Raw genomic sequence first — 20,725 nt, forward strand, 5'->3', positions numbered from 1 at the left:
AACCTCATTCTGGCACAACTGATGCCGTAGGGGGCCGTCCACACCATCAGAAAGCCACATGGCACCCTGCAGAGACATGGGCCCCGGCTCTGCGGCGCACCGCTGAAGGAGCGCTGCGCCGCGTCCGGGGCACGAGAGGAGTGTGGCGAGACAGCTACCTGCCTGCCACATACTCCCGCCAACCCTTCGCGCGCAGGCTGCAGGCCGGGCACTCGCCGCAGCCATAGCCCCAATCATGCTGCGCGCCGCGTTCGCCGAGATAGCAGGTGTGCGACTGCTCGCGGATGAGATCGACGAGCCCGTCGCCGCCGAGATCGTGCGCGAGCTGCCAGGTTGCGGCCTTGTCGATCCACATCAAGGGCGTATGCAGCTCGAACGTCCTCGCCATGCCGAGCGAGAGCGCGGCCTGCATGGCGCGGATGGTGTCGTCGCGGCAATCGGGATAGCCGGAATAATCGGTCTCGCACATGCCGCCGACGATGTGGCTGATGCCGCGCCGATAGGCCAGCGCCGCGGCAAAGGTCAGGAACACCAGATTGCGGCCGGGTACGAACGTATTGGGCAGGCCGTCGGCGCCCATCGCGATCGCGACATCGCGCGTCAGCGCCGTCTCGGAGACGGCTGCGAGCGTCGGGATCGACAGCGTGTGGCTCTCGCCGAGCTTTGCCGCCCAATCCGCGCGCAGGCGCTTGAGGCCAGCGAACAGCCGGTCACGGCAATCGAGCTCGACGGCGTGGCGCTGGCCGTAGTCGAAGCCCAGCGTCTCCACCCGCGCGAAGCGGCTGAGCGCCCAGGCGAGGCAGGTGGTGGAATCCTGGCCGCCGGAGAACAGCACCAGCGCGGTTTGTGATGAAAATGCGTCGCTCATGGGCCGCGCTTTAGCACTGCGGGAGGTATCAGCCAATCGGTGGAAATCGCCCTGTTCCGCGCCGCCACGCTGGGATCGGCCGGCCGCTTTTGGCATAAGGTTGGGGACCCCGGAGACTGCCCCGCAATGACCCCTTCCCGCGAAATTTCCCGCCTGATCGAGATCATGGCAGCGCTGCGCACGCCGGTGACTGGCTGCCCCTGGGACCTCGAGCAGAACTTTTCGACCATCGCGCCCTACACGATCGAGGAGGCCTATGAGGTGGTGGACGCCATCGATCGCGGCGATCTCGACGACTTGCGTGAAGAGCTCGGCGACCTCCTGCTCCAGGTCGTGTTCCACGCCCAGATGGCGTCGGAGCAGAACGCGTTTGCGTTCGGCGACGTCGTCGAGGCCATCACGCGAAAAATGATCCGAAGGCATCCCCATGTCTTCGCCGACAAGGACGGCAATCTCGCCCCGCACCACGTCAAGGAGGTCTGGGACCGCATCAAGGCCGAGGAGAAGGCCGAACGCGCGGCGCGCCGGCCGAAGGAAGAAGCTTCAGAACACAAGTCCCTGCTCGCGGGCGTGAAGGCCGGCCAGCCCGCGCTGACCCGTGCGATGGAGCTGCAGCGCAAGGCCTCAAAGGTCGGCTTCGACTGGAATGATCCGCGTGCGGTTTTGCAAAAGATCCGCGAAGAAGCCGACGAGATCGAGGCCGCGCTCGACCGCAATGACAAGCAGGAGATCGCGGAAGAGACCGGCGATCTCATGTTCGCCCTCGTCAACCTCGCCCGCCATGTCGATGCCGATCCGGAAGCTGCGCTGCGCGCCACCAATGCGAAGTTCGAGCGGCGGTTTGCCTATATCGAACGCGCGTTGGAGGCGCAGGGCCGCACGCTGGAACAGGCGTCGCTGGCGGAGATGGATGCGCTATGGAATGCGGCGAAGGGTGCGGAAAAGCCGGGGCCGGAATTGTCCGGCCTGTAGCCCGTATGGAGCGAAGCGCAATCCGGGGTCGTTGGCTTGTGACAAGAATCCCGGATTACGCTTCGCTCCATCCGGGCTACAAACTATGCCTCACGCGGCATCGCGCGGCACGGCGTCGAACCTCGACACCACGATATCCCGCTTGGTCTCGTCCACCCGCACGGTCATGTCGAACCGGCCGTCGTGCAGCTCTTTCGCCAGCACCTCGGAATTGCGGTGCAGCCAGCTGATGCCGGCACCATCCGCTGCGTCGATCGAGAGATCGAGCGTGGTGCGTTTCGCCGCGAGCCGTTCCTCGATCGCGGCGAGCAGCGCATCGATCCCCTCGCCCGACACGGCCGAGACCAGCATGGCCGGATGATCTTCCGGCCGGCGCGCGGCGATGTTCAGGAGCTCTTCGCGCTGCTCCGCTCCGTATCGATCGATCTTGTTCCAGACCTCGATGATGCGGCCGCTATCATCTGGGTTGATGCCGAGCTGCCGCAGCACGGCGTCGACGTCGCTCTGCTGCGCTTCGGCGTCCTCGTGCGAGATGTCGCGCACATGCAGGATGACGTCGGCCTCCAGCACCTCCTCCAGCGTGGCGCGGAAGGCGGCGACAAGCTGGGTCGGCAGATTGGAGATGAAGCCGACGGTGTCGGACAACATCGCCTTGCCGCCATGCGGCAGCGTCAGCGCGCGCAGGGTCGGATCGAGCGTGGCGAACAGCATGTCGGCGGCCTGCACGTCGGCACGGGTCAGGCGGTTGAACAGCGTCGACTTGCCGGCATTGGTGTAGCCGACCAGCGCGACGACGCGGTACGGCACGCGCTGGCGCCCGGCGCGGTGCAAGCGCCGTGTTGCCTGCACCTTCTTCAGCTCGCCCTCGAGCTTGGTGATGCGCTCCTGGATCAGGCGGCGGTCGGCTTCGATCTGCGTCTCGCCGGGACCGCCCATAAATCCGAAGCCGCCGCGCTGGCGCTCCAGATGGGTCCACGAGCGCACCAAGCGCGAGCGCTGGTAGTTGAGATGGGCGAGCTCGACCTGGAGCGAGCCTTCTTTCGTCTTGGCGCGGCGGCCGAAGATTTCGAGGATCAAGCCGGTGCGGTCGAGCACCTTGGCGTGCAATTCCTTCTCGAGGTTGCGCTGCTGGATCGGCGCCAGCGCGCAATCCATCACCACGAGCTCGACGTCGAGGCTCTTGGCGAGCGCGGCGATCTCCTCGACCTTGCCCTTGCCGATATAGGTGGCCGGCCGGATCTGGCTGATCGGCGCGATGATCGCATCCGCAATGACGAGGTCGATCGCACGGGCAAGGCCCGCGGCTTCGTCGAGCCGGGCCTCGGCGTTGCGCTGGACATGAGCCTCCGATTGCGCGTCGGCACTTCCCGCGCGCGCTCGTAGATAGGGGCCGACGACAAGCACCCGCCCCGTTTGCTTAGCCCCTGCCGACCGCGGACGGTCGGCATCCCCGTCGAAGTTTCGGGGTTCCAATCAAATCACTCTCAAGCCGGCTGATCCTCGCCGCCTTCGAACAGCTGGATCGGAGCGCCCGGCATGATGGTCGAGATCGCATGCTTGTAGACCAGCTGCGAGTGACCGTCGCGCCGAAGCAGCAAACAGAAATTGTCGAACCAGGTCACGATGCCCTGGAGCTTCACTCCGTTGACCAGAAAGATCGTCAGTGGCGTCTTGGTTTTGCGAACGTGATTGAGGAAGGTGTCCTGTAGGTTTTGTGCGCGGTCTGCCGCCATTGTTTTTTTCTCGCTTTGAGTTTCTTTTTATTGCGCCGGTTGTGCCCCGCTTCTGAAAATGTGGGGTCTCATCCGGTTGCCGTTCCCATGAGATCCCCCTCGGAGGAACAGCGGTTCGATTAGAGGGCAGGATGGCTTATTAGGCAAGCCGCTTCACGCGGCAGGCCATGCCCAATTGGCCCGAAAGACTACGGAAACCGATGATTTTCCTTAGCTATCCCTGACGGATACCGGCGACATCGAAATATTAGCCGACGCCGAGCGCCTTCAACTTCCGATGCAGTGCCGAGCGTTCCATACCAACAAACTCGGCCGTGCGAGAAATATTTCCTGAAAAGCGGCTGATCTGTGCAATCAAATAGTCGCGTTCGAACACTTCGCGGGCCTCGCGCAGCGGCAGGCCCATGATGTGCTCGCCATTGTTGCTGGTCGGCATCGCCGGCACCATCGAGCCGACGTCCTGCGGCAGCATATCGGCGGTGATGATCACCTCCGGCCCGCCCGCGGCCAGAATCATGACTCTCTCAACGTTATTGCGGAGCTGGCGCACATTGCCCGGCCAGACATGCGATTGCAGCACCGCCATCGCATCCTGTCCGATCTGCCGCTTCGGCAGGCCGCTGCCGGCCGAGATCTGCTCCATGAAATAATCGATCAACTCCGGGATGTCCTCGCGCCGCTCCGACAGCGCGGGCACGCGGATCGGCACCACCGAGAGGCGGTGATAGAGGTCCTCGCGGAAATGCCCCGCCGCGATCTCCTCTTCGAGATTGCGCGCGGTCGATGAAATAATGCGGACGTCGACCTGCACCTTCGAGGTGCCGCCGACACGCTGGAACGACTGCTCGACCAGCACGCGCAAGATCTTGTTCTGGGTCTCGCGCGGCATGTCCGCGATCTCGTCGATGAACAGCGTGCCGCCATGGGCTTCCTCGAGCGCGCCGGGCTTGCGCGCCTGCTCGCCGTTGGATTGCTCGACGCCGAACAGCTCGTGCTCCATCCGCTCGGGCGTGATCGCGGCGGCGTTGATGACGACGAACGGACCGTCGGCACGGCCCGAGGCCGTATGCAGCGTGCGCGCCGTCAATTCCTTGCCGGCGCCGGCGGGGCCGACGATCAGGATGCGGCTGTTGGCTTTGGCCGCCCGCTCGATGGTCTGGCGCAGCTGGTTCATGCTGGGCGAGCGGCCGACCAGCTGGCTTGCGCTCGGCGCGAGCTGCTTCAGCTCCTTGACCTCGCGCTTGAGGCGCGAGTTTTCCAGCGCGCGGGTCGCGACCAGGATCAGGCGGTCGGCCTTGAACGGCTTTTCGATGAAGTCATAGGCGCCGCGCTTGATCGCCGCGACCGCGGTCTCGATGTTGCCGTGGCCGGAGATCATCACGACCGGCAGATCGGCGTTGTCCTTCTTGACCTGCTCCAGGAGCTGCAAGCCGTCGAGCTTGGAGCCCTGCAGCCAGATGTCGAGGAACACCAGATGTGGCCTGCGATTGGCGATTTCGGCCAGCGCCGTATCGCTGTCGCGCGCGGTGCGGGTGACGAAACCCTCGTCTTCGAGAATGCCCGCAACGAGATCCCGAATATCGGCCTCATCATCGACAATCAGAATTTCACTTGCCATGGGTCGCGCCTGTCTTGTCAGCTGCCTGTTGAGGCTTCGATTTTCGTTGAATCATTGGTCTTTTCAGCGGGCTCTTTGGTTTCGCCCGCCACCTCTTTTGTTTCCGGCGCCGCGTCCTTGACCGGCTCCGTCGCGGCTTCCTTGGTCGTGTCCTTGCCCGTTTCCTTGACCACCGGCCCCGGCTCGGCGCCGTCGGACTTGGCCGGCTGGCCGGAGATCGCAAAGCGCATCCGCATCCAGGCGCCGCGCTGGCCCTCGCGGAAGTCGGAGGCGTCCTTCAGCTCGATGCGGCCGCCATGGTCTTCCAGCACGCGGCCGACGATCGCAAGGCCAAGGCCGGTGCCCTTGGCGCGCGTTGTGACGTACGGCTCAAGAAGCCGCGAGCGTGCGACCTTGGGCAGGCCGATGCCGTTGTCGATGACGTCGATCAGCACGTCCTCGCCCTCGCGCGAGACCACGACGTCGATGCGGCCTTTGCCGAGCTCCTCCTGCGGCACCTGCTCGATCGCCTCGGTGGCGTTCTTGATGATGTTGGTGACCGCCTGCGAGATCAGCCGCCGGTCGAACTGCGCGCGCAACGGATCTTCCCTGAACTCGGCCTCGATATCGAGCTCGGGATGGGCGACCTTCATCAGGAACACCGCCTGCCGCACGGTGTCGGCGACGTCCTCGCCTTCCATCACGGGTTTCGGCATCCGCGCAAAGCGCGAGAACTCGTCGACCATGCGCCTGATGTCGTCGACCTGGCGCACGATGGTGTCGGTGCACTGGTCGAAGATCTGCTTGTCCTTGGCCTCGGTGATGTCCTTGCCGAATTTGCGGCGGATGCGCTCGGCGGAGAGCTGAATCGGCGTCAGCGGATTCTTGATCTCGTGGGCGATGCGGCGCGCCACGTCGCCCCAGGCCGAGGTGCGCTGCGCCGAGACCAGCTCGGTGATGTCGTCGAGCGTGATGATGTAGCTGTCGTGCGGCTGGTTCTTCTCGGCGCTGACCCGGACCGACAAATTGCGCTCGTTGCCGTCGCGCGTGATGGTGATCTGTCCCTGCACCAGGCGCTGGGTCCCTTCCCGCGCCGTCTTCATCATCTCGTCGAGCTCGGGCAGCACGTCGGAGAGCGGATGGCCGAGCGTCTCCGCCTCGGAGTGCCCGATCAGCTTTTCGGCGGATCGGTTGAGGATGCCGACGCTGCCGGACGTATCGACGCCGATGATGCCGGCGCTGGCCGAGGACAGCACGGCCTCGATGAAGCGGCGCCGGCTGTCGATGAGGTCGCTGGCGTTGACGAGCTCGTCGCGCTGGCTGCGCAGCTCCTGCGTCATCTTGTTGAAGGTCTCACCCAGCTGGGCGAGGTCGCCTTCGGACTGATGCACCGGCACCTTCACATGGAGGTCGCCGGTCGAGACGGTGTGGGCGGCGTTCATCAGCCGCCGGATCGGCGCCACCAGGGAATTGGCGAAGTTCAGCCCGATCAGCACCGAAGCCATCAGGATGGTTAGCGCGATCACCGCAAACATCAGCGCAAAGGCGACCTGGATGCCGAGCCTGCGCGACTCGATCTGGGCATATTCGGCGACGCTGACCTCGGTCTGCTTGAGCTGATTGACCACGTTAGGATCGAGCGGCCGTGCGACATAGAGGAAGGTGTCGCTGAAGGCCCGCAGGCGGATCACCGCGGCGACATAGCTCGCATCCGGCAGCACCGCGATCTCGGGCTCGTTCTCGTTGACGTTGCTGAGGAAGTCCGGCGCCGGTGGCGAATAGGCCAGCCGCATGCCGGTGTCGGCGGATTCCAGAATGTTGGTGTTCTTGTCGATGATCATCGCACCCGGCAGGTTGCGGGAGCTGGCGCTGGCGGTCAGCAGCTCGCGGAACGAGCGGCGGTCCTGGTCGTAGAGCGGCCTTGCATGGGCGATGTCGTTGGCCATACCGAGAATGTCGCCGCGGATCAGCTGCGCGTGATCCTGCATGTAGGCCCGCGCGATGTTCAGCGAGTTCTGGATCACCTCCTTGGTCGGCCCGGAGAACAGCCGGTCGAGACCGCGCTCGAGGGTCACGTTGGCGACGACCGAGACCAGCACCGCCGGCAGCACCGCCACGATCGAGAACAGGCTGACGATCTGGACATGGAGACGGGCGGCCGCCCTGCCCCGGCGCCTGGCCAGGATGAGCTGCCAGAGCTCGCGGACGATGATCCCGACCAGCAGCAGGATGGTGCCCGCATTGATCAGGTAGAACGAGCGGACCACCTCGGGCGTCGGATCGATCCGGGTCAGGCCGGTCAGCACCAGGAAGGTCAGAAGGCCCGAGAGCAGCGCCAGCGCCACGGCAAACGGCGCCAGCCAGCGGCGCGGCGACCAGCGTCGCGCCTCTTCGGCTGGGGCCGTGTCAAAGGATGCGGCCGAGGTATCTGCGCTGGTCATTCCGGCAATGGGTGCTGAAAACTGGGTCCGCTAAGGGCGGATACTGATGTATTCGTACCACATTGTTGCCGAATTGCGACAATTCCGCGGCGTCTCAGGCGCGGCCGACCGGCGCATCCACAGGCCATGCAGGATCAGCCGGAACGGAATCGGCCCGTTCCGGCTTGTCCCGGCATGGACAGGTTCTTTCTCGCAATGATGGTGTCGGCGGTGTTGCTGCTGATCGTGGCTTCTGACCTGCTGGTCAATGGCCCCGGCATACAGCCCCCGGCGGCTGTCGTCATGGTGCCGGCATCAACCCGCGTGGTCCGATAGGCGCGACCACGCGCCACGCGGCCGAATGTCCAATTTGAATGTTCCGCCGGAACGTTTCAGCCTGATTCCGACTTCTGATCTCCGCGTCAGCCATCAAGGCCAGCGCGATCCGGACAGGCTCAGCTCCGCTGTGGTAGGGGAGCTGAGCCATTCGTCCGAAGCGGGAGGCCTAGCCCCCGCTCCTGTACACCTGGATATCGAGATCCCGGATCTTCTTCCGCAGCGTGTTGCGGTTGAGGCCGAGCAGGTCGGCGGCGCGGATCTGGTTGCCGCGGGTGGCGGCGAGCGCGGCCGTGAGCAGCGGCACCTCGATCTCCTTGAGGATGCGGTGGTAGAGGCCCGGCGGCGGCACGCCGTTCGGAAAGCCCTGGAAGTGCGAGGACAGATAGGCTTCCACCGCGCCGCCAAGATTGTCGACACCCTGCTGGACCGCGGCACCCGGGCTGACCGAGGGCGGCGCCAGCTCGCCGTCGATGACGGAGGACGTGATGACGTCCTGCGGATAGAGCGCGGCGAGACGGCGTGCGAGGTTTTCCAGCTCGCGCACGTTGCCGGGCCAGCGGTGCTGCTTGAGCCGCTCCAGCGCCAGCGCATCGAGCTTCTTCGGCGGCAGGCCGTCCTTCTCGGCCAGCGCGAAGAAGTGCCGCACCAGATCGGGCAGGTCCTCGATGCGTTCGCGCAAGGGCGGCAGCCGCAGCGGCACGACGTTGAGGCGGAAGAACAGATCCTCGCGGAACAGCCCCTGCTGGATCAGCACGCGCAGATCCTTGTTGGAGGCCGCGACGATGCGGACGTCGGTCTTGATCGGGGTGCGGCCGCCGACGGTCGTGTATTCGCCCTGCTGCAGGACGCGCAGCAGGCGGGTCTGCGCCTCCATCGGCATGTCGCCGATCTCATCCAGGAACAGCGTGCCGCCCTCGGCCTGCTCGAACCGGCCGGAGGCGCGGGTGTTGGCGCCGGTGAAGGCGCCGCGCTCATGGCCGAACAATTCGGATTCAATGAGGTCGCGCGGGATCGCCGCCATGTTGACCGCGACGAACGGCCCGTTGCGACGCTTGCCGTAATCGTGCAGCGCGCGCGCCACCAGCTCCTTGCCGGTGCCTGATTCACCCGTGATCATCACGGTGAGATCGGTCTGCATCAGGCGTGCGAGCACGCGGTAGATTTCCTGCATCGCCGGCGAGCGGCCGACCAGCGGGATCGCCTCCATCTCGGCGTCCTCGTCCGGCGTCGAGACCCGCTCCTTCGGCTCGGCCAGCGCGCGGCCGACGATGGCGATCAGCTCCTTCAGGTCGAAGGGCTTTGGCAGATATTCATAGGCCCCGCGCTCGCTGGCGCGGATCGCCGTCATGAAGGTGTTTTGCGCGCTCATGACGATGACGGGCAGATTCGGCCGCATCTTCTTGATCCGCGGCAGCAGGTCGAAGGCGTTTTCGTCCGGCATCACCACGTCGGTGATGACGAGATCGCCCTCCCCCTGGCTGACCCAACGCCACAGCGTTGCGGCATTGCCGGTGAGCCTGACTTCGTATCCGGCCCGGGACAGAGCCTGATTGAGAACCGTGCGGATGGCGGTATCGTCATCAGCAACGAGAATGCTACCTGCGGGCATTGTTAATCCTCATTTTGCCCCCTGTGACGCAGACGACGACTTCCCGGCAGAGCCGTCGCGACTGCTGTGATCGGCATGTTTCACCGATGTGGAATACATCGGCATCAGCACGCGGAAGGTGGTTTTGCGCGGCTGAGATTCGCACTCGATGATGCCCCCGTGATCGCCGATGATCTTTGCGACCAGAGCAAGACCGAGGCCAGAGCCGGTCTGCTTGGTGGTGACGAAGGGGTCGAACAGATTGGGCAGAAGATCATCGGGCACGCCTGGTCCGTTGTCCCGCACGCAGAATTCCAGCGGCAGGGATACCCGGGATTTTTGACCGGGGACTGACAGGCGCACGCCGGGGCGGAATGCGGTGGTGAGCTGGATCTCGGCGTCGGGAACGTCGATCAGGGCTTCGGCGGCATTCTTCACCAGGTTGAGGAACACCTGGATGAGCTGGTCCTGGTTCGCCAGTACCGGCGGCAGCGAGGGATCGTAGTCCTCGATGAAGCGGATGTTGCGGGCAAAGCCTGATTGCGCCAGCCGCTTCACGTGATCGAGCACCGAATGGATGTTGACGGGCCCGCGCACCACGGGGCGCTCGTCGCCGAACACCTCCATGCGGTCGACCAGCGTCACGATGCGGTCGGCCTCGTCGCAGATCAGCCGCGTCAGCATGCGGTCTTCGGAGGAGGCCTGCTGCTCGAGCAGCTGCGCCGCGCCGCGGATGCCCGAGAGCGGATTCTTGATCTCGTGTGCGAGCATGGCTGCCAGCGCGATCACCGAGCGCGCGGCGCTGCGATGAGTGAGCTGGCGATCCATCTTGTCGGCGATGGAGCGCTCCTGAAGCATCACGACGATATGCCCGGGCCGCTCCGTCAGCGGTGCCACATGCAGATCGACCTGGCGGTCGCCGCCCATGCGCGGCGTGCCGAGATCGACCTTGTATTCGTTGACCGGCGAGTTCGACGAGCGCACCTGATCGATCAGCGCCAGCAACGGGCTGCCGAACGGCACCAGCTCTTTGAGCGACTGGCGCTTCAGGAACTGGGTCGAGATCTCGAAAAAGGCTTCGGTGGCGATGTTGGCGCCGACGATCTTGCCGTCCGGCCCGATCAGGAGAACCGGATTGGGAAGCGCGTCCAAAATCGCATCGCTGTCGGACGAAACGTGCCGACGATGTTCAGCAGCTGAGCTCATGCAGCAGCGCTCCATGCGAAGTCGTCGAAGGCATCTTGCAGTGAACCGTGAACGAGACGCGGGTCTTCGGAGGTGAGAATGGTCTGGCGCCAGGCCTTCAGCTTCTCAACCGGCGCGCCGCTTGTCTCGGCGGCGACGTCGAGCGCCCAGCCGAGATGCTTTCGCGCATGTTTCAGGCCCACGCGCAGGCCGTAGAGCGCGCAGACGCCGTCATAGAGGGTGCGGACGTAATGCAGCTGCGTCTCGAGCGACGGGGTGGCTTCCGCCGCCCCGCCCATCAGGCGCCGGCCGATCTGCCCGGGCAGCCAGGGCTGTCCGTTGGCGCCGCGGCCGATCATCACGGCATCGGCGCCGGAGGCCGCGAGCGCGGCGAGCGCCTTCTCATACGAGGTGATGTCGCCATTGACGATCAGCGGGATCGAGATCGCCTCGCGCACGGCGCGGATCGCATCCCAATCGGCCTCGCCCTTGTAGAACTGGCAGCGGGTGCGGCCGTGCACGGTGACGAGCTTGATGCCGGCGGCTTCCGCGCGCCGCGCCAACTCCGGCGCGTTGCGGCTGCGGTCGTCCCAGCCGAGCCGCATCTTCAGCGTCACTGGCACCTTCACCGCCGCGATCGTCGCATCGATCAGGCTGACGGCATGGTCGAGGTCGCGCATCAGGGCCGAGCCGGACTGGCCGCCGGTGACGTGGCGGGCCGGGCAGCCCATGTTGATGTCGATGATGTCGGCGCCTTCGGCCTCGGCGATCCGGGCGCCCTCAGCCATCCAGCGCGCCTCGCAGCCGGCGAGCTGGACCACATGCGGTCCGACCCCCGTGGCTTCGCAACGCAACCGCGACATGCGGTGGCCGTTGGCGAGCTCATCGCTGGCGGTCATTTCAGAGACGACCAGGCCGGCCCCCAGCTCGACAGCGAGCCGCCGGACGGGTGAGTCCGTCACTCCCGACATCGGCGCCAGGACGACCGGGGTGGCGATTTCAATATCGCCTATTTTCAAGGGCTTGGAGCCTGATCCTGCCGGGCCGGTCACAGTGGTCTCGTCAAGTAGGCAGGGCCTCATCGCGCCTGCCATGACCTATCTTGCGCACAATTCTTGTGCAGTCAAGCGTCATGCCTACACTTTAACCAGTTCTGCAAATCTTTCAAGTGCAGTGCAGCAAAATGCCGAATCCCACAATCCGGGGAAACCCCCTTTTTTTGCGGGCCTGCCGTGGTAGAGGCATGCCGGCAAATCACCCCACTCCCCGACTCCTTCCCTAGCAACTGAGTATTAGAGTCCTATGGCGAAATCACAGCGCACCGCAGTCGTTCTCGTCGCGGCCGGACGGGGCCTGCGCGCCGGTGCCGGCGGGCCGAAGCAATATCGGACGATCGGCGGGGTGCCCGTGATCTATCGCGCCATGGAAGCCTTCAGCCGTCACCCCGATGTGTTCGCCGTGCAGCCGGTTGTGAACCCCGATGACAGCGCCATGTTCACGGCAGCGGTCGCAGGACTCAAGCATGAGGCGCCGGCCAGCGGCGGCGCGACCCGCCAGGCCTCGGTGCTCGCAGGTCTCGAAGCGCTCGCCAGGCATAAGCCCGATATCGTGCTGATCCACGACGCCGCGCGCCCCTTCGTCTCTTCAGGCGTGATCTCGCGCGCGATCGAGGCGGCGGGCCGTACCGGCGCTGCGATCCCCGTCGTCCCCGTCACCGACACCATCAAGATCACCGGCGCGAGCGGCGATGTCGAGGACACGCCGGACCGCGCGGCTTTGCGAATCGCGCAGACGCCGCAATCCTTTCGTTTCGACGTCATCCTCGAGGCGCATCGTCGCGCGGCGAAGGACGGGCGCTCCGATTTCACCGACGATGCCGCGATTGCCGAATGGGCGGGATTGACGGTTGCAACCTTTGAAGGCGATGTTGCCAATATGAAGCTCACCACTCCCGAAGATTTTGTCCGCGAGGAAGCGCGCCTCGCCAGCCTGCTTGGCGACATCAGGACCGGCACGGGCTATGACGTGCATGCCTTCGGCGAAGGCGACCATCTCATGCTCTGTGGCGTGCGCGTGCCCCACACCAAGGGGTTTCTTGCGCATTCCGACGGCGATGTCGGCCTGCATGCACTGGTGGATGCGATCCTCGGCGCGCTGGCCGACGGCGACATCGGCTCGCACTTCCCGCCGAGCGATGCCAAGTGGAAGGGCGCCTCTTCCGATCAGTTCCTGAAATACGCCATCGACAGCGTCACCGCGCGCGGCGGCCGCGTCGCCAATCTCGAAGTCACCATGATCTGCGAGCGGCCGAAGATCGGCCCGCTGCGCGATGTCATGCGCGCGCGCATTGCCGAGATCTCCGGCGTCGACATCTCGCGTGTCGCAGTGAAGGCGACGACCAGCGAGCGGCTCGGCTTCACCGGCCGCGAGGAAGGCATCGCCGCTACCGCGAGCGCCACCATCCGCCTGCCCTGGAGCCTGTAGATCATGGCCGGCAGCGACGCACGCGCCCTCTCCCGCTCGCTGCTCGACCTCTGCCGGATGCGCAAGCTGACGATCGCCACCGCCGAGTCCTGCACCGGCGGACTCGTCGCGGGCGCACTCACTGACATTCCCGGCTCGTCCGACGTGATCGACCGCGGCTTCGTCACCTATTCCAACGACGCCAAGCGCGCGATGCTCGGCGTCGAGGCCTCGACGCTCGCCAATTTCGGCGCCGTCAGCAAGGAGACCGCAACCGCGATGGCGGTTGGCGCGCTGGAACGCGCCGGCGTCGATCTCGCGGTGGCCATCACCGGCATTGCCGGCCCCGGCGGTGCCACGCCCGGCAAGCCGGTTGGCCTCGTCCATTTCGCCGCCGCCGCGCGCGACGGCCGCATCATCCACCGCGAGCATCGCTTCGGCGCCATCGGCCGCAGCGCCGTGCGCCAGCGCTCGGTGGTCGAGGCGTTGCGCATGCTGATGGACCTCGCCCGCGGCCCGCAAGTCGCAGCCAAGCCGCGCCCTGCGGCCGCGGCAACGCGGCTGCGTCCGCGCGTGACGCGCTCGCCGCGCCGGCACGCCGTGAAGCGCCGGCCGCCGCGATCGCCGCGGGGGTGAAGTGCCCTACGCCGCCGTGAGCAGCGCGCTCGCATGATCGAGCACGCACTGCTTGACCGCATCGGCGTCCGCGGGCTTCGCCTTCGCGCTGACCGTCAATTCCAGGATCGGCGCGGCGGGGTTTGCGACATCGAGGACCTTGGTGACGGAGACGGCGGGTTGCGCCTGATCGTCGATGCGGGAGTCGTTGCGCAATTCCTCCAGGATGCGATCGGCCAGCGTATTGGCCGCGCCTGCCGGGACCGGGAACGCCACCTTGACCTCGCCCGTGCCGGGATAGGCGCTGTGGTTCACGATCGCCGCACCCCAGACCTGACCGTTGGGCAACAGGATCTGCGTGTTGTCGGCCGCGACCAGCTCGGTCATGAACAGCGACAGGGACTTCACCTTCCCCGCCTTGCCGGCAACCTCGACGTCGTCGCCGATGTGGAAGGGCCGGAACAACAGCAGCATGACGCCGGCGGCGAGATTGGACAGCGTGCCCTGGAGCGCGAGGCCAATGGCAAGTGATGTCGCGCCCAGCACCGCGACGAGGCTCGCGGTCTGAATGCCGAACAGCTGGAGCACCGCGATGCCGACCACCGCCAGCACGCCGTAGCGTGCGAGACTGCCTACGAACACCGTGACCAGCGGATCGACGCGGTGGGTGACGCTCAAGAGGCGCGTGACGAAACGCTGCATGGCGCCGGATAGATACCAGCCAACCGCCAGCAGCAGGACCGCGTAGATTGCGTTCAGCCCATAAAGCACGAGCGATGCTTTGAGCGTGTCGAAATTGATGGTCATGAGGTCTCCAACCCGGACGATCGTTGAGAACGCACTGCGATACGAAATGATCCCGCAAGGGTATCAATGGGAACCACGGTCCCGTAGCCCAGACGAAGCGAAGCGCAATCAGGGGCCTCTGTGTCCGCGGATACCAATCCCGGATTCCGCTTCGCTCGGTCCGGGCTACAAGAGTTTGCGCTGCCCGACAGGCAAAACACACCAGCTGTGGGGCAACCCGCGCCGGCGAAAATATTCGCCTTTACAGAAATTCGGCTTTGGCGTATTCCAGCATCACCTCATCCCGGTCAGAGGGGCGTATCGCGATCGTCACGAAACGTGGGGTGAGCTGCGGTGGACGTGGACAGCATCGGCGCGACAGGTTCGCAGGGCGGAGAGCCGTGAGCGAAAACCGGCGTGCCAACGACAGTTGCTGTCCGCGTACGGCAAAACCGTGTGGTCCTGGCGCCCGGGGTCTGTGCGCCAAGTCTTGTAGTGATGCGGCGGCCCGACCGGGCACGCGCGTCAGTCATCTGCGAGGCGACGGGGGCAATAGTGCATCGCTCCCCGGGGAGAGCTCGGCATAAGCCGTAAAACCACTGCGCAGGGAAGGCCGTGTGTTGGGCTTCACCTGTATGCCGCTGTGCAGCCTCTTGTAGCGCAACCTTCGCACAGTGGACCGTGGGTGCCAGCCGGCACCTGGTCTTCCCTGCGCCCTCTGACATTCGAGGGCGGCACGACGAAGCAAAGCTCGGGCGAGATGCGCCGCGAGATTGCTGCGTCATGTTTGCTTTTTCAAAAAGCACGCAAATCTTGTCGAATCCGATCAGGATCGCAAATGTGCAGGCGCGACCAAACGTCGTCGCCTCTGTCCGATCTTGCACGCGAAAGCATTGGCGCAATAATGCCGCTTTACGTTGTGACCCGGAATCAACCGGACCAGCCTTGTGGAGTGCGACAAATTGTTTGCTCGCGCCGCGGCCTCCGCCGCCGTCATTGTCACTATTGCCGCGTTTGATGGTGCGGCCGCGCAAACGACCAGCCAACCGCCTGACACGATGGCGGCGCGGGTGGAGGCGTGCACGCCCTGTCACGGCAACAAGGGCGAAGGCACCAGCGATGTCTATTTCCCGCGGCTCGCCGGCAAGCCCGCCGGCTACCTCTACAATCAGCTCCTCGCCTTCCGCAGCGGCCGGCGCAAATATCCGCCGATGAACTATCTGCTGGAATTCCTGCCCGATCCGTATCTCGCAGCGATGGCCGAGTATTTTGCGAGCGAGCACCCGCCTTTGCCGCAGCCTGCGCCGAGCGAGGTCAGCAAGGATGTCCTCGCACAAGGCGAGTTGCTCGCCACCAGCGGCGATGCCGGTCGTAACATACCGGCGTGTGTCAGCTGTCACGGTCCGGGTCTGACGGGCATGCAGCCTGGAGTCCCTGGCCTGCTCGGCCTGCGCGCCGCCTATATCAGCGCCCAGCTTGGCGCCTGGCGCTACGGCACCCGCACGGCGAAATCGCCCGACTGCATGCAGCTCGTGGCGGGACATCTGACCGAGGCCGACGTCACCGCGGTCGCGGCCTGGCTTGCGACGCGCCCCGCGCCCGACAACCCGGCTCCCGTCCCGAAAGGCACCTACGCGCTGCCGTTCGGCTGCGGCAGCCAGCCCAACTGACGAGGCGGATGATGGGCTCAAGACTGTCGATCGCACTGCTCGTTTTCGCCGCGTTCACGGCGGCTGCGCAGGCACAGGAGAAAACAAGCGACAAAAGCAGCGACATCATCGCGCACGGCGAATATCTCGCCCGCGCCGGCGATTGCACGGCATGCCACACCGCGGCGGAGGGGCGCCTGTTCGCCGGCGCCCGCCCGATGCCGACCCCGTTCGGCACGATCTATACGTCCAACATCACGCCGGATCCGGAGACGGGAATCGGCAAGTGGAGCGCGGACGATTTCTACAAAACCATGCACAACGGCCGCTTCCCGGATGGCGGGCTGATCTACCCCGCGATGCCGTTTGCGTCCTACACGAAGGTGACACGCGCCGACAGCGACGCGATCTTTGCCTATCTCCGCTCGATCCCGCCGGTGAACCAGAAGAACAAGCCCCACGAGCTGCGCTTCCCCTATGACAACCGCCAGCTCGTCCTGGGATGGCGCACGCTGTTCTTCAGCGAGGGCGAGTTCAAGCCCGATCCGACCAAATCGGCCGAATGGAATCGCGGCGCCTATCTCGTCGAAGGCCTCGGCCATTGCGGCATGTGCCATTCGCCGATCAATGCGCTCGGCGGCACCTCGCAATCGGACGCGTTCAAAGGCGGCCTGATCCCGATGCAGAACTGGTACGCGCCGTCCCTCACCTCCAACCGCGAGGCAGGTCTCGGCGACTGGAGCATCAAGGACATCACCGACCTGCTCCAGACCGGCGTCTCCGCGCGCGGCGTAGTTTACGGCCCCATGGCCGAAGTCGTGCACAACAGCCTGCAATATCTCAACGACGAAGACACCCGCGCGATGGCGGTCTACCTCAAAGGCATCGCGGAAGGCTCGTCACCGCCGCCGGCGAGCACGGCGCTGCCGACCGCCGAGAGCAGCCTGCTGATCAGCCTCGGCAAGACCGTTTACGACAAGAATTGCGCGAGCTGTCATGGCAGCCAGGGCGAAGGCAAGCCGCCGCACTGGCCACCGCTCGCCAACAACCAGTCGATCGAGATGCAGTCAGCGGTCAATCCGATCCGCATGGTGCTCAATGGCGGCTATCCGCCTGGCACCAAGGGCAATCCGATGCCCTACGGCATGCCGCCGTTCGCAGGCCTCCTCTCCGACAACGAGGTCGCCGCCGTCGTCTCCTACATCCGCACCGCCTGGGGCAATCGCGGCTCGCCGGTCTCGGCGCGCGAGGCCAACGAGCTGCGCTCCGCACCGCTGAACTGAGAGGCGTCATGTTCAATTCCGATCCGCCGACCAGCCCAGCCGTGGCCGACCAGGCCGTCGAGGAGGTCGTTGCACAAGGCCCGTCCGGCGCGATCGTGCTCGCCGGCATCGCCACGGCCTGCGTCGTCGCGATGTGGCTCGCCTTCTATCTGTTCGTGTTCCTGCCGCGCGGATCGCTGCAATGAGCGCCGAGCAGGCCCATGACGGCAGCGCCGAGGTCGCGGCCCGCGTCGAACGGCGCTGGGCAACCATTGCCGTGGCCATCATCGTGATGATGGCGCTGCTGGCCGCCTTCGCCGGCATTCATCGCGCCACCATGCCGCAGCCGCGCGTCGAGATCATAGATCCTTCACGCATTCATCTCTCGGGCGAGTTCGTCGAGAGCAATCTCGGCAGCGTGCTCGAGGCGAGCGGCAATGTCACGGTGCGCGCGATCGGCCAGCAATATTCCTTCACGCCGGCCTGCATATTGGTGCCCGCGGACACCCCCATCACGCTGCGCGCCACCAGCGCCGATGTCGTGCACGGCATCCTGATCCAGGGCACCAACGTCAATACCATGCTGGTGCCGGGCTACATCTCCGAGCAATTGATGCGTTTTACGAAGACCGGCGACTATCTGATGCCGTGCCAGGAATTCTGCTCCTTCGGCCATGAGGGCATGTGGGGCAAGGTCAAGGTGATCGACAAGACCGACTTCGCGAACCGCGCGAAGGCCGGCGGGAGGCTGAGCTGTGTTGGCCAATAGGAAGCTCATCCTCGCCCATTTCTGGCTGGCCTTCGCCGTGTTCGGCGTCGCGCTGACGCTCGGCGCCTGGCAGATGTTCATCCGCAGCCCGATCGGCACCTGGCTGTCCGATCCCGAGCTCTATTACCGGTCGCTGACAGCGCACGGCACGGTGATGGGCTATGTCTTCCCGACGCTCGTCGCGATGGGCTTTGGCTATGCCATAGCTGAATCCGCGCTGGAGCAGCGCCTCGTCGGCGTGCGCTGGGCCTGGACCGGATTTGGGCTGATCGTCGCCGGCAGCATCATGGCGGTGATCCCGATCGCGCTGGGACGGGCGTCGGTGCTCTACACCTTCTATCCGCCGCTGATCGGCAACGTCTTCTACTATCTCGGCGTCGTCCTCGTCGTGGTCGGCTCCTGGATCTGGGTTGCGCTGATGTCGCTCAACCTGCGGATCTGGCGCAAGGCCCATCCCGGCGCGCCGGTGCCGCTGGCGATGTTTGCCAATGTCGCGGGTTCTTACTTATGGGCCTGGACCGCCGTCGGCGCCGCGCTCGAGCTATTGCTCCAGATCATTCCTGTCGCGGCAGGCCTGAAGAACACCATCGATGCCGGCCTTGCCCGCATCTTCTTCTCCTGGACCTTGCACGCCATCGTCTATTTCTGGCTGATGCCGACCTACATCGCCTATTACACCATCGTACCGCGTGCGATCGGCGGACGGGTCTATTCCGACAGCATGGCGCGGATCTCCTTCATCCTGTTCCTGGTGGTGGCGATGCCGATCGGCATGCACCACACCTTCGCCGATCCCATGGTCGGCGCCGGCTTCAAGTTCATCCATTCGACCTTCACGGCGCTTGTCGCGCTGCCGACGCTGCTGACGGTGTTCACGATCTGCGCCTCGGTCGAGATCGCGGCGCGCCTGCGCGGCGGCCGCGGGATGTTCGGCTGGATCAGGGCCCTGCCCTGGGACAATCCGATGATGCTGGCGCTGGCGTTCTCCTTCGTCATGCTCGGCTTCGGCGGCGCCGGCGGCCTCATCAACATGAGCTATCAGCTCGATGCCTCCATCCACAACACGCAGTGGATCACCGGCCATTTCCACCTGATCTTCGGCGGCGCCATCGTCATCATGTATTTCGCGATCGCCTATGATCTGTGGCCGCATCTGACCGGGCGCGAGCTGATCGACGTCCGCCTGATCCGCACCCAGCTCTGGCTGTGGTTCATCGGCATGATCGTCACGACCTTCCCATGGCACTGGGTCGGCATTCTGGGCATGCCGCGCCGCATGGCCTATTTCGACTTCGGCGATCCCGCGATCGCGCCGCAGGCGCTGTCCGTCACCTTCTCGGCGATCGGCGGCTTCATCCTGCTGACCTCGGGCCTCATGTTTATCGTCATCCTGGCCCGCGGCATGCGTGCGCCGCAGGTTGACGCCGGCCCGTATCGCTTCGCGATTGCCGTGCATCAGCCGAAGACAGTGCCCGTCGCACTCAACACGCATGCGCTGTGGGTGGCGCTGATGATCGCGCTGACTCTTACCAATTACGGCTATCCGATCCTGAATCTGGCACTGAGCTCGGGCACCTCGGTGCCGGCCGTCTATGTGGGAGCGCAGTGATGAGCACGCGCGACCTTTTCACCCTCCGCAACAGCCATTTCCGGATTGGCGTCGGCCTCACCGCCGCGATCCTGATCGTGACCGCGATAGGCGGCTTCATCGTGCTGCCCTTCGCGCAGCCCTGGGTGCAGTTTGCCAATGTCTGGGACGCGATCTGCAGCGCTGCCGGCGTGCCGCAGCGCGTGGCGAGCGTGACGGCGCCCGAGCAGAGCAAGCGGTTGTCGGAGGTCGTGCTGACGTCGAACACGCTAGCCCGCCCGAGCCAGGAGGCCATCGGCCGCGGCGCCACGCTGGCGCAGCGCTGCGCGATCTGTCATGGCCCGACCGGCATCAGCCGCGCTGACTCGCCGAACCTCGCCGGCCAGTATGCCGCCGTGATCTACAAGCAGCTGCACGATTTCCGCTCCGGCGCCCGCACCAATGCCGTGATGTCACCGTTCGCGGTGAATCTCACCGACCAGGAAATTGCCGATCTCTCGAACTATTACGCGTATCTGCCGCGGCTGCCCGCCTACCATCCGACGCCGCAATTGCCGAAGCCGAACATCGTGATATACGGCGCGCCGCTGCGCGGCATCGCGCCCTGCGGCGCCTGCCATGGCAGCCTCGACAACAAGACCGGCAGTCCGTGGCTGGAGGGACAGTCCGAAGCCTACATGAAGGCGCAGCTCCAGGCGTTTGCGACCGGTGAGCGCCGCAACGACATCAGCCAGCAGATGCGCAACATCGCGCGAGCGATGACGCCGCAGGAGATCGAGGCCGCCGCGGCCTATTACGCCTCGCAGCCGCCGGATGTCGTGAAGGCGGTGGATTGAGGAAGGTTCCCGTGCCCCCGGCGCTGCGCAGCAACGCTCCGCGTTGCAGCGCGTC

18 protein-coding genes are annotated in these 20,725 nt (G+C 65.3%); 9 read left to right on the forward strand and 9 right to left on the reverse strand.

Annotated elements, in window-relative coordinates; genetic code table 11:
- Positions 1-154 precede the first annotated feature (154 nt).
- On the reverse strand, positions 155-868 hold the full coding sequence (queC, locus tag HYH08_RS27070; protein WP_220012883.1) for a 7-cyano-7-deazaguanine synthase QueC: 714 nt from the start codon (positions 866-868) through the stop codon (positions 155-157).
- A 126-nt stretch (positions 869-994) separates the two neighbouring features.
- Between queC and mazG the strand changes: the two genes are divergently transcribed.
- Positions 995-1,840 (forward strand): nucleoside triphosphate pyrophosphohydrolase, encoded by an 846-nt coding sequence (gene mazG / locus HYH08_RS27075; RefSeq protein ID WP_220012884.1) that lies wholly within the window; start codon positions 995-997, stop codon positions 1,838-1,840.
- Positions 1,841-1,930: 90 nt separating this feature from the next.
- On the opposite strand, the gene hflX is transcribed toward mazG, so the two are convergent.
- The 7 genes from hflX to dusB form a co-directional block, all read right to left on the reverse strand.
- Positions 1,931-3,313 (reverse strand): GTPase HflX, encoded by a 1,383-nt coding sequence (gene hflX, locus HYH08_RS27080; RefSeq protein WP_220012885.1) that lies wholly within the window; start codon positions 3,311-3,313, stop codon positions 1,931-1,933.
- An 11-nt stretch (positions 3,314-3,324) separates the two neighbouring features.
- Complete coding sequence (gene hfq, locus HYH08_RS27085; protein ID WP_007591126.1) at positions 3,325-3,573, reverse strand: RNA chaperone Hfq; 249 nt, start codon at positions 3,571-3,573, stop codon at positions 3,325-3,327.
- Between the two features lie 247 nt (positions 3,574-3,820).
- Positions 3,821-5,191 carry a nitrogen assimilation response regulator NtrX gene (ntrX, locus tag HYH08_RS27090; RefSeq protein ID WP_220012886.1) on the reverse strand — a complete coding sequence of 457 codons (1,371 nt, stop codon included), beginning with the start codon at positions 5,189-5,191 and terminating at the stop codon, positions 3,821-3,823.
- Between the two features lie 17 nt (positions 5,192-5,208).
- Positions 5,209-7,611 carry a sensor histidine kinase NtrY-like gene (locus HYH08_RS27095; RefSeq protein ID WP_220012887.1) on the reverse strand — a complete coding sequence of 801 codons (2,403 nt, stop codon included), beginning with the start codon at positions 7,609-7,611 and terminating at the stop codon, positions 5,209-5,211.
- Positions 7,612-8,095: 484 nt separating this feature from the next.
- A complete protein-coding gene (ntrC, locus tag HYH08_RS27100) occupies positions 8,096-9,538 on the reverse strand; it encodes a nitrogen regulation protein NR(I) (RefSeq protein ID WP_220012888.1) in 1,443 nt (480 codons plus the stop codon).
- A gap of 9 nt (positions 9,539-9,547) precedes the next feature.
- On the reverse strand, positions 9,548-10,723 hold the full coding sequence (locus HYH08_RS27105; RefSeq protein ID WP_220012889.1) for a two-component system sensor histidine kinase NtrB: 1,176 nt from the start codon (positions 10,721-10,723) through the stop codon (positions 9,548-9,550).
- Entirely contained in the window at positions 10,720-11,721 is a 1,002-nt protein-coding gene (gene dusB, locus HYH08_RS27110) for a tRNA dihydrouridine synthase DusB (protein ID WP_220013020.1), read from the reverse strand. The genes HYH08_RS27105 and dusB overlap by 4 nt, the downstream gene beginning before the upstream one ends.
- A gap of 283 nt (positions 11,722-12,004) precedes the next feature.
- On the opposite strand from dusB, the gene HYH08_RS27115 reads away from it, so the two are divergent.
- Together HYH08_RS27115 and HYH08_RS27120 are read left to right on the forward strand one after the other, a co-directional pair.
- Complete coding sequence (locus tag HYH08_RS27115) at positions 12,005-13,186, forward strand: bifunctional 2-C-methyl-D-erythritol 4-phosphate cytidylyltransferase/2-C-methyl-D-erythritol 2,4-cyclodiphosphate synthase (RefSeq protein WP_220012890.1); 1,182 nt, start codon at positions 12,005-12,007, stop codon at positions 13,184-13,186.
- Between the two features lie 3 nt (positions 13,187-13,189).
- A complete protein-coding gene (locus tag HYH08_RS27120) occupies positions 13,190-13,801 on the forward strand; it encodes a CinA family protein (RefSeq protein WP_220012891.1) in 612 nt (203 codons plus the stop codon).
- Positions 13,802-13,807: 6 nt separating this feature from the next.
- Here the strand turns inward: HYH08_RS27120 and HYH08_RS27125 are convergent, their stop codons facing one another.
- On the reverse strand, positions 13,808-14,587 hold the full coding sequence (locus HYH08_RS27125) for a mechanosensitive ion channel family protein (RefSeq protein WP_220012892.1): 780 nt from the start codon (positions 14,585-14,587) through the stop codon (positions 13,808-13,810).
- Between the two features lie 941 nt (positions 14,588-15,528).
- Between HYH08_RS27125 and HYH08_RS27130 the strand changes: the two genes are divergently transcribed.
- The 6 genes from HYH08_RS27130 to HYH08_RS27155 are packed head-to-tail and all read left to right on the forward strand — an operon-like array spanning position 15,529 to position 20,670.
- On the forward strand, positions 15,529-16,236 hold the full coding sequence (locus HYH08_RS27130; protein ID WP_220012893.1) for a c-type cytochrome: 708 nt from the start codon (positions 15,529-15,531) through the stop codon (positions 16,234-16,236).
- 11 nt (positions 16,237-16,247) lie between these two features.
- Positions 16,248-17,498 carry a c-type cytochrome gene (locus tag HYH08_RS27135; protein ID WP_220013021.1) on the forward strand — a complete coding sequence of 417 codons (1,251 nt, stop codon included), beginning with the start codon at positions 16,248-16,250 and terminating at the stop codon, positions 17,496-17,498.
- Between the two features lie 8 nt (positions 17,499-17,506).
- Positions 17,507-17,683, forward strand: coding sequence for a hypothetical protein (locus HYH08_RS27140; RefSeq protein ID WP_220012894.1), 177 nt, complete (start codon positions 17,507-17,509; stop codon positions 17,681-17,683).
- Positions 17,680-18,246 (forward strand): cupredoxin domain-containing protein, encoded by a 567-nt coding sequence (locus HYH08_RS27145; RefSeq protein WP_220012895.1) that lies wholly within the window; start codon positions 17,680-17,682, stop codon positions 18,244-18,246. The genes HYH08_RS27140 and HYH08_RS27145 overlap by 4 nt, the downstream gene beginning before the upstream one ends.
- On the forward strand, positions 18,233-19,855 hold the full coding sequence (locus HYH08_RS27150; RefSeq protein WP_220012896.1) for a b(o/a)3-type cytochrome-c oxidase subunit 1: 1,623 nt from the start codon (positions 18,233-18,235) through the stop codon (positions 19,853-19,855). Before HYH08_RS27145 ends, HYH08_RS27150 begins: the two co-directional genes overlap by 14 nt.
- Positions 19,855-20,670, forward strand: coding sequence for a c-type cytochrome (locus HYH08_RS27155; protein ID WP_220012897.1), 816 nt, complete (start codon positions 19,855-19,857; stop codon positions 20,668-20,670). The genes HYH08_RS27150 and HYH08_RS27155 overlap by 1 nt, the downstream gene beginning before the upstream one ends.
- The last annotated feature ends 55 nt before the right edge of the window (positions 20,671-20,725 follow it).

Origin of the sequence: Bradyrhizobium sp. BR 10289 (assembly GCF_019455385.1) — a bacterium.
In the GTDB taxonomy this organism is placed as follows: Bacteria; Pseudomonadota; Alphaproteobacteria; order Rhizobiales; family Xanthobacteraceae; genus Bradyrhizobium.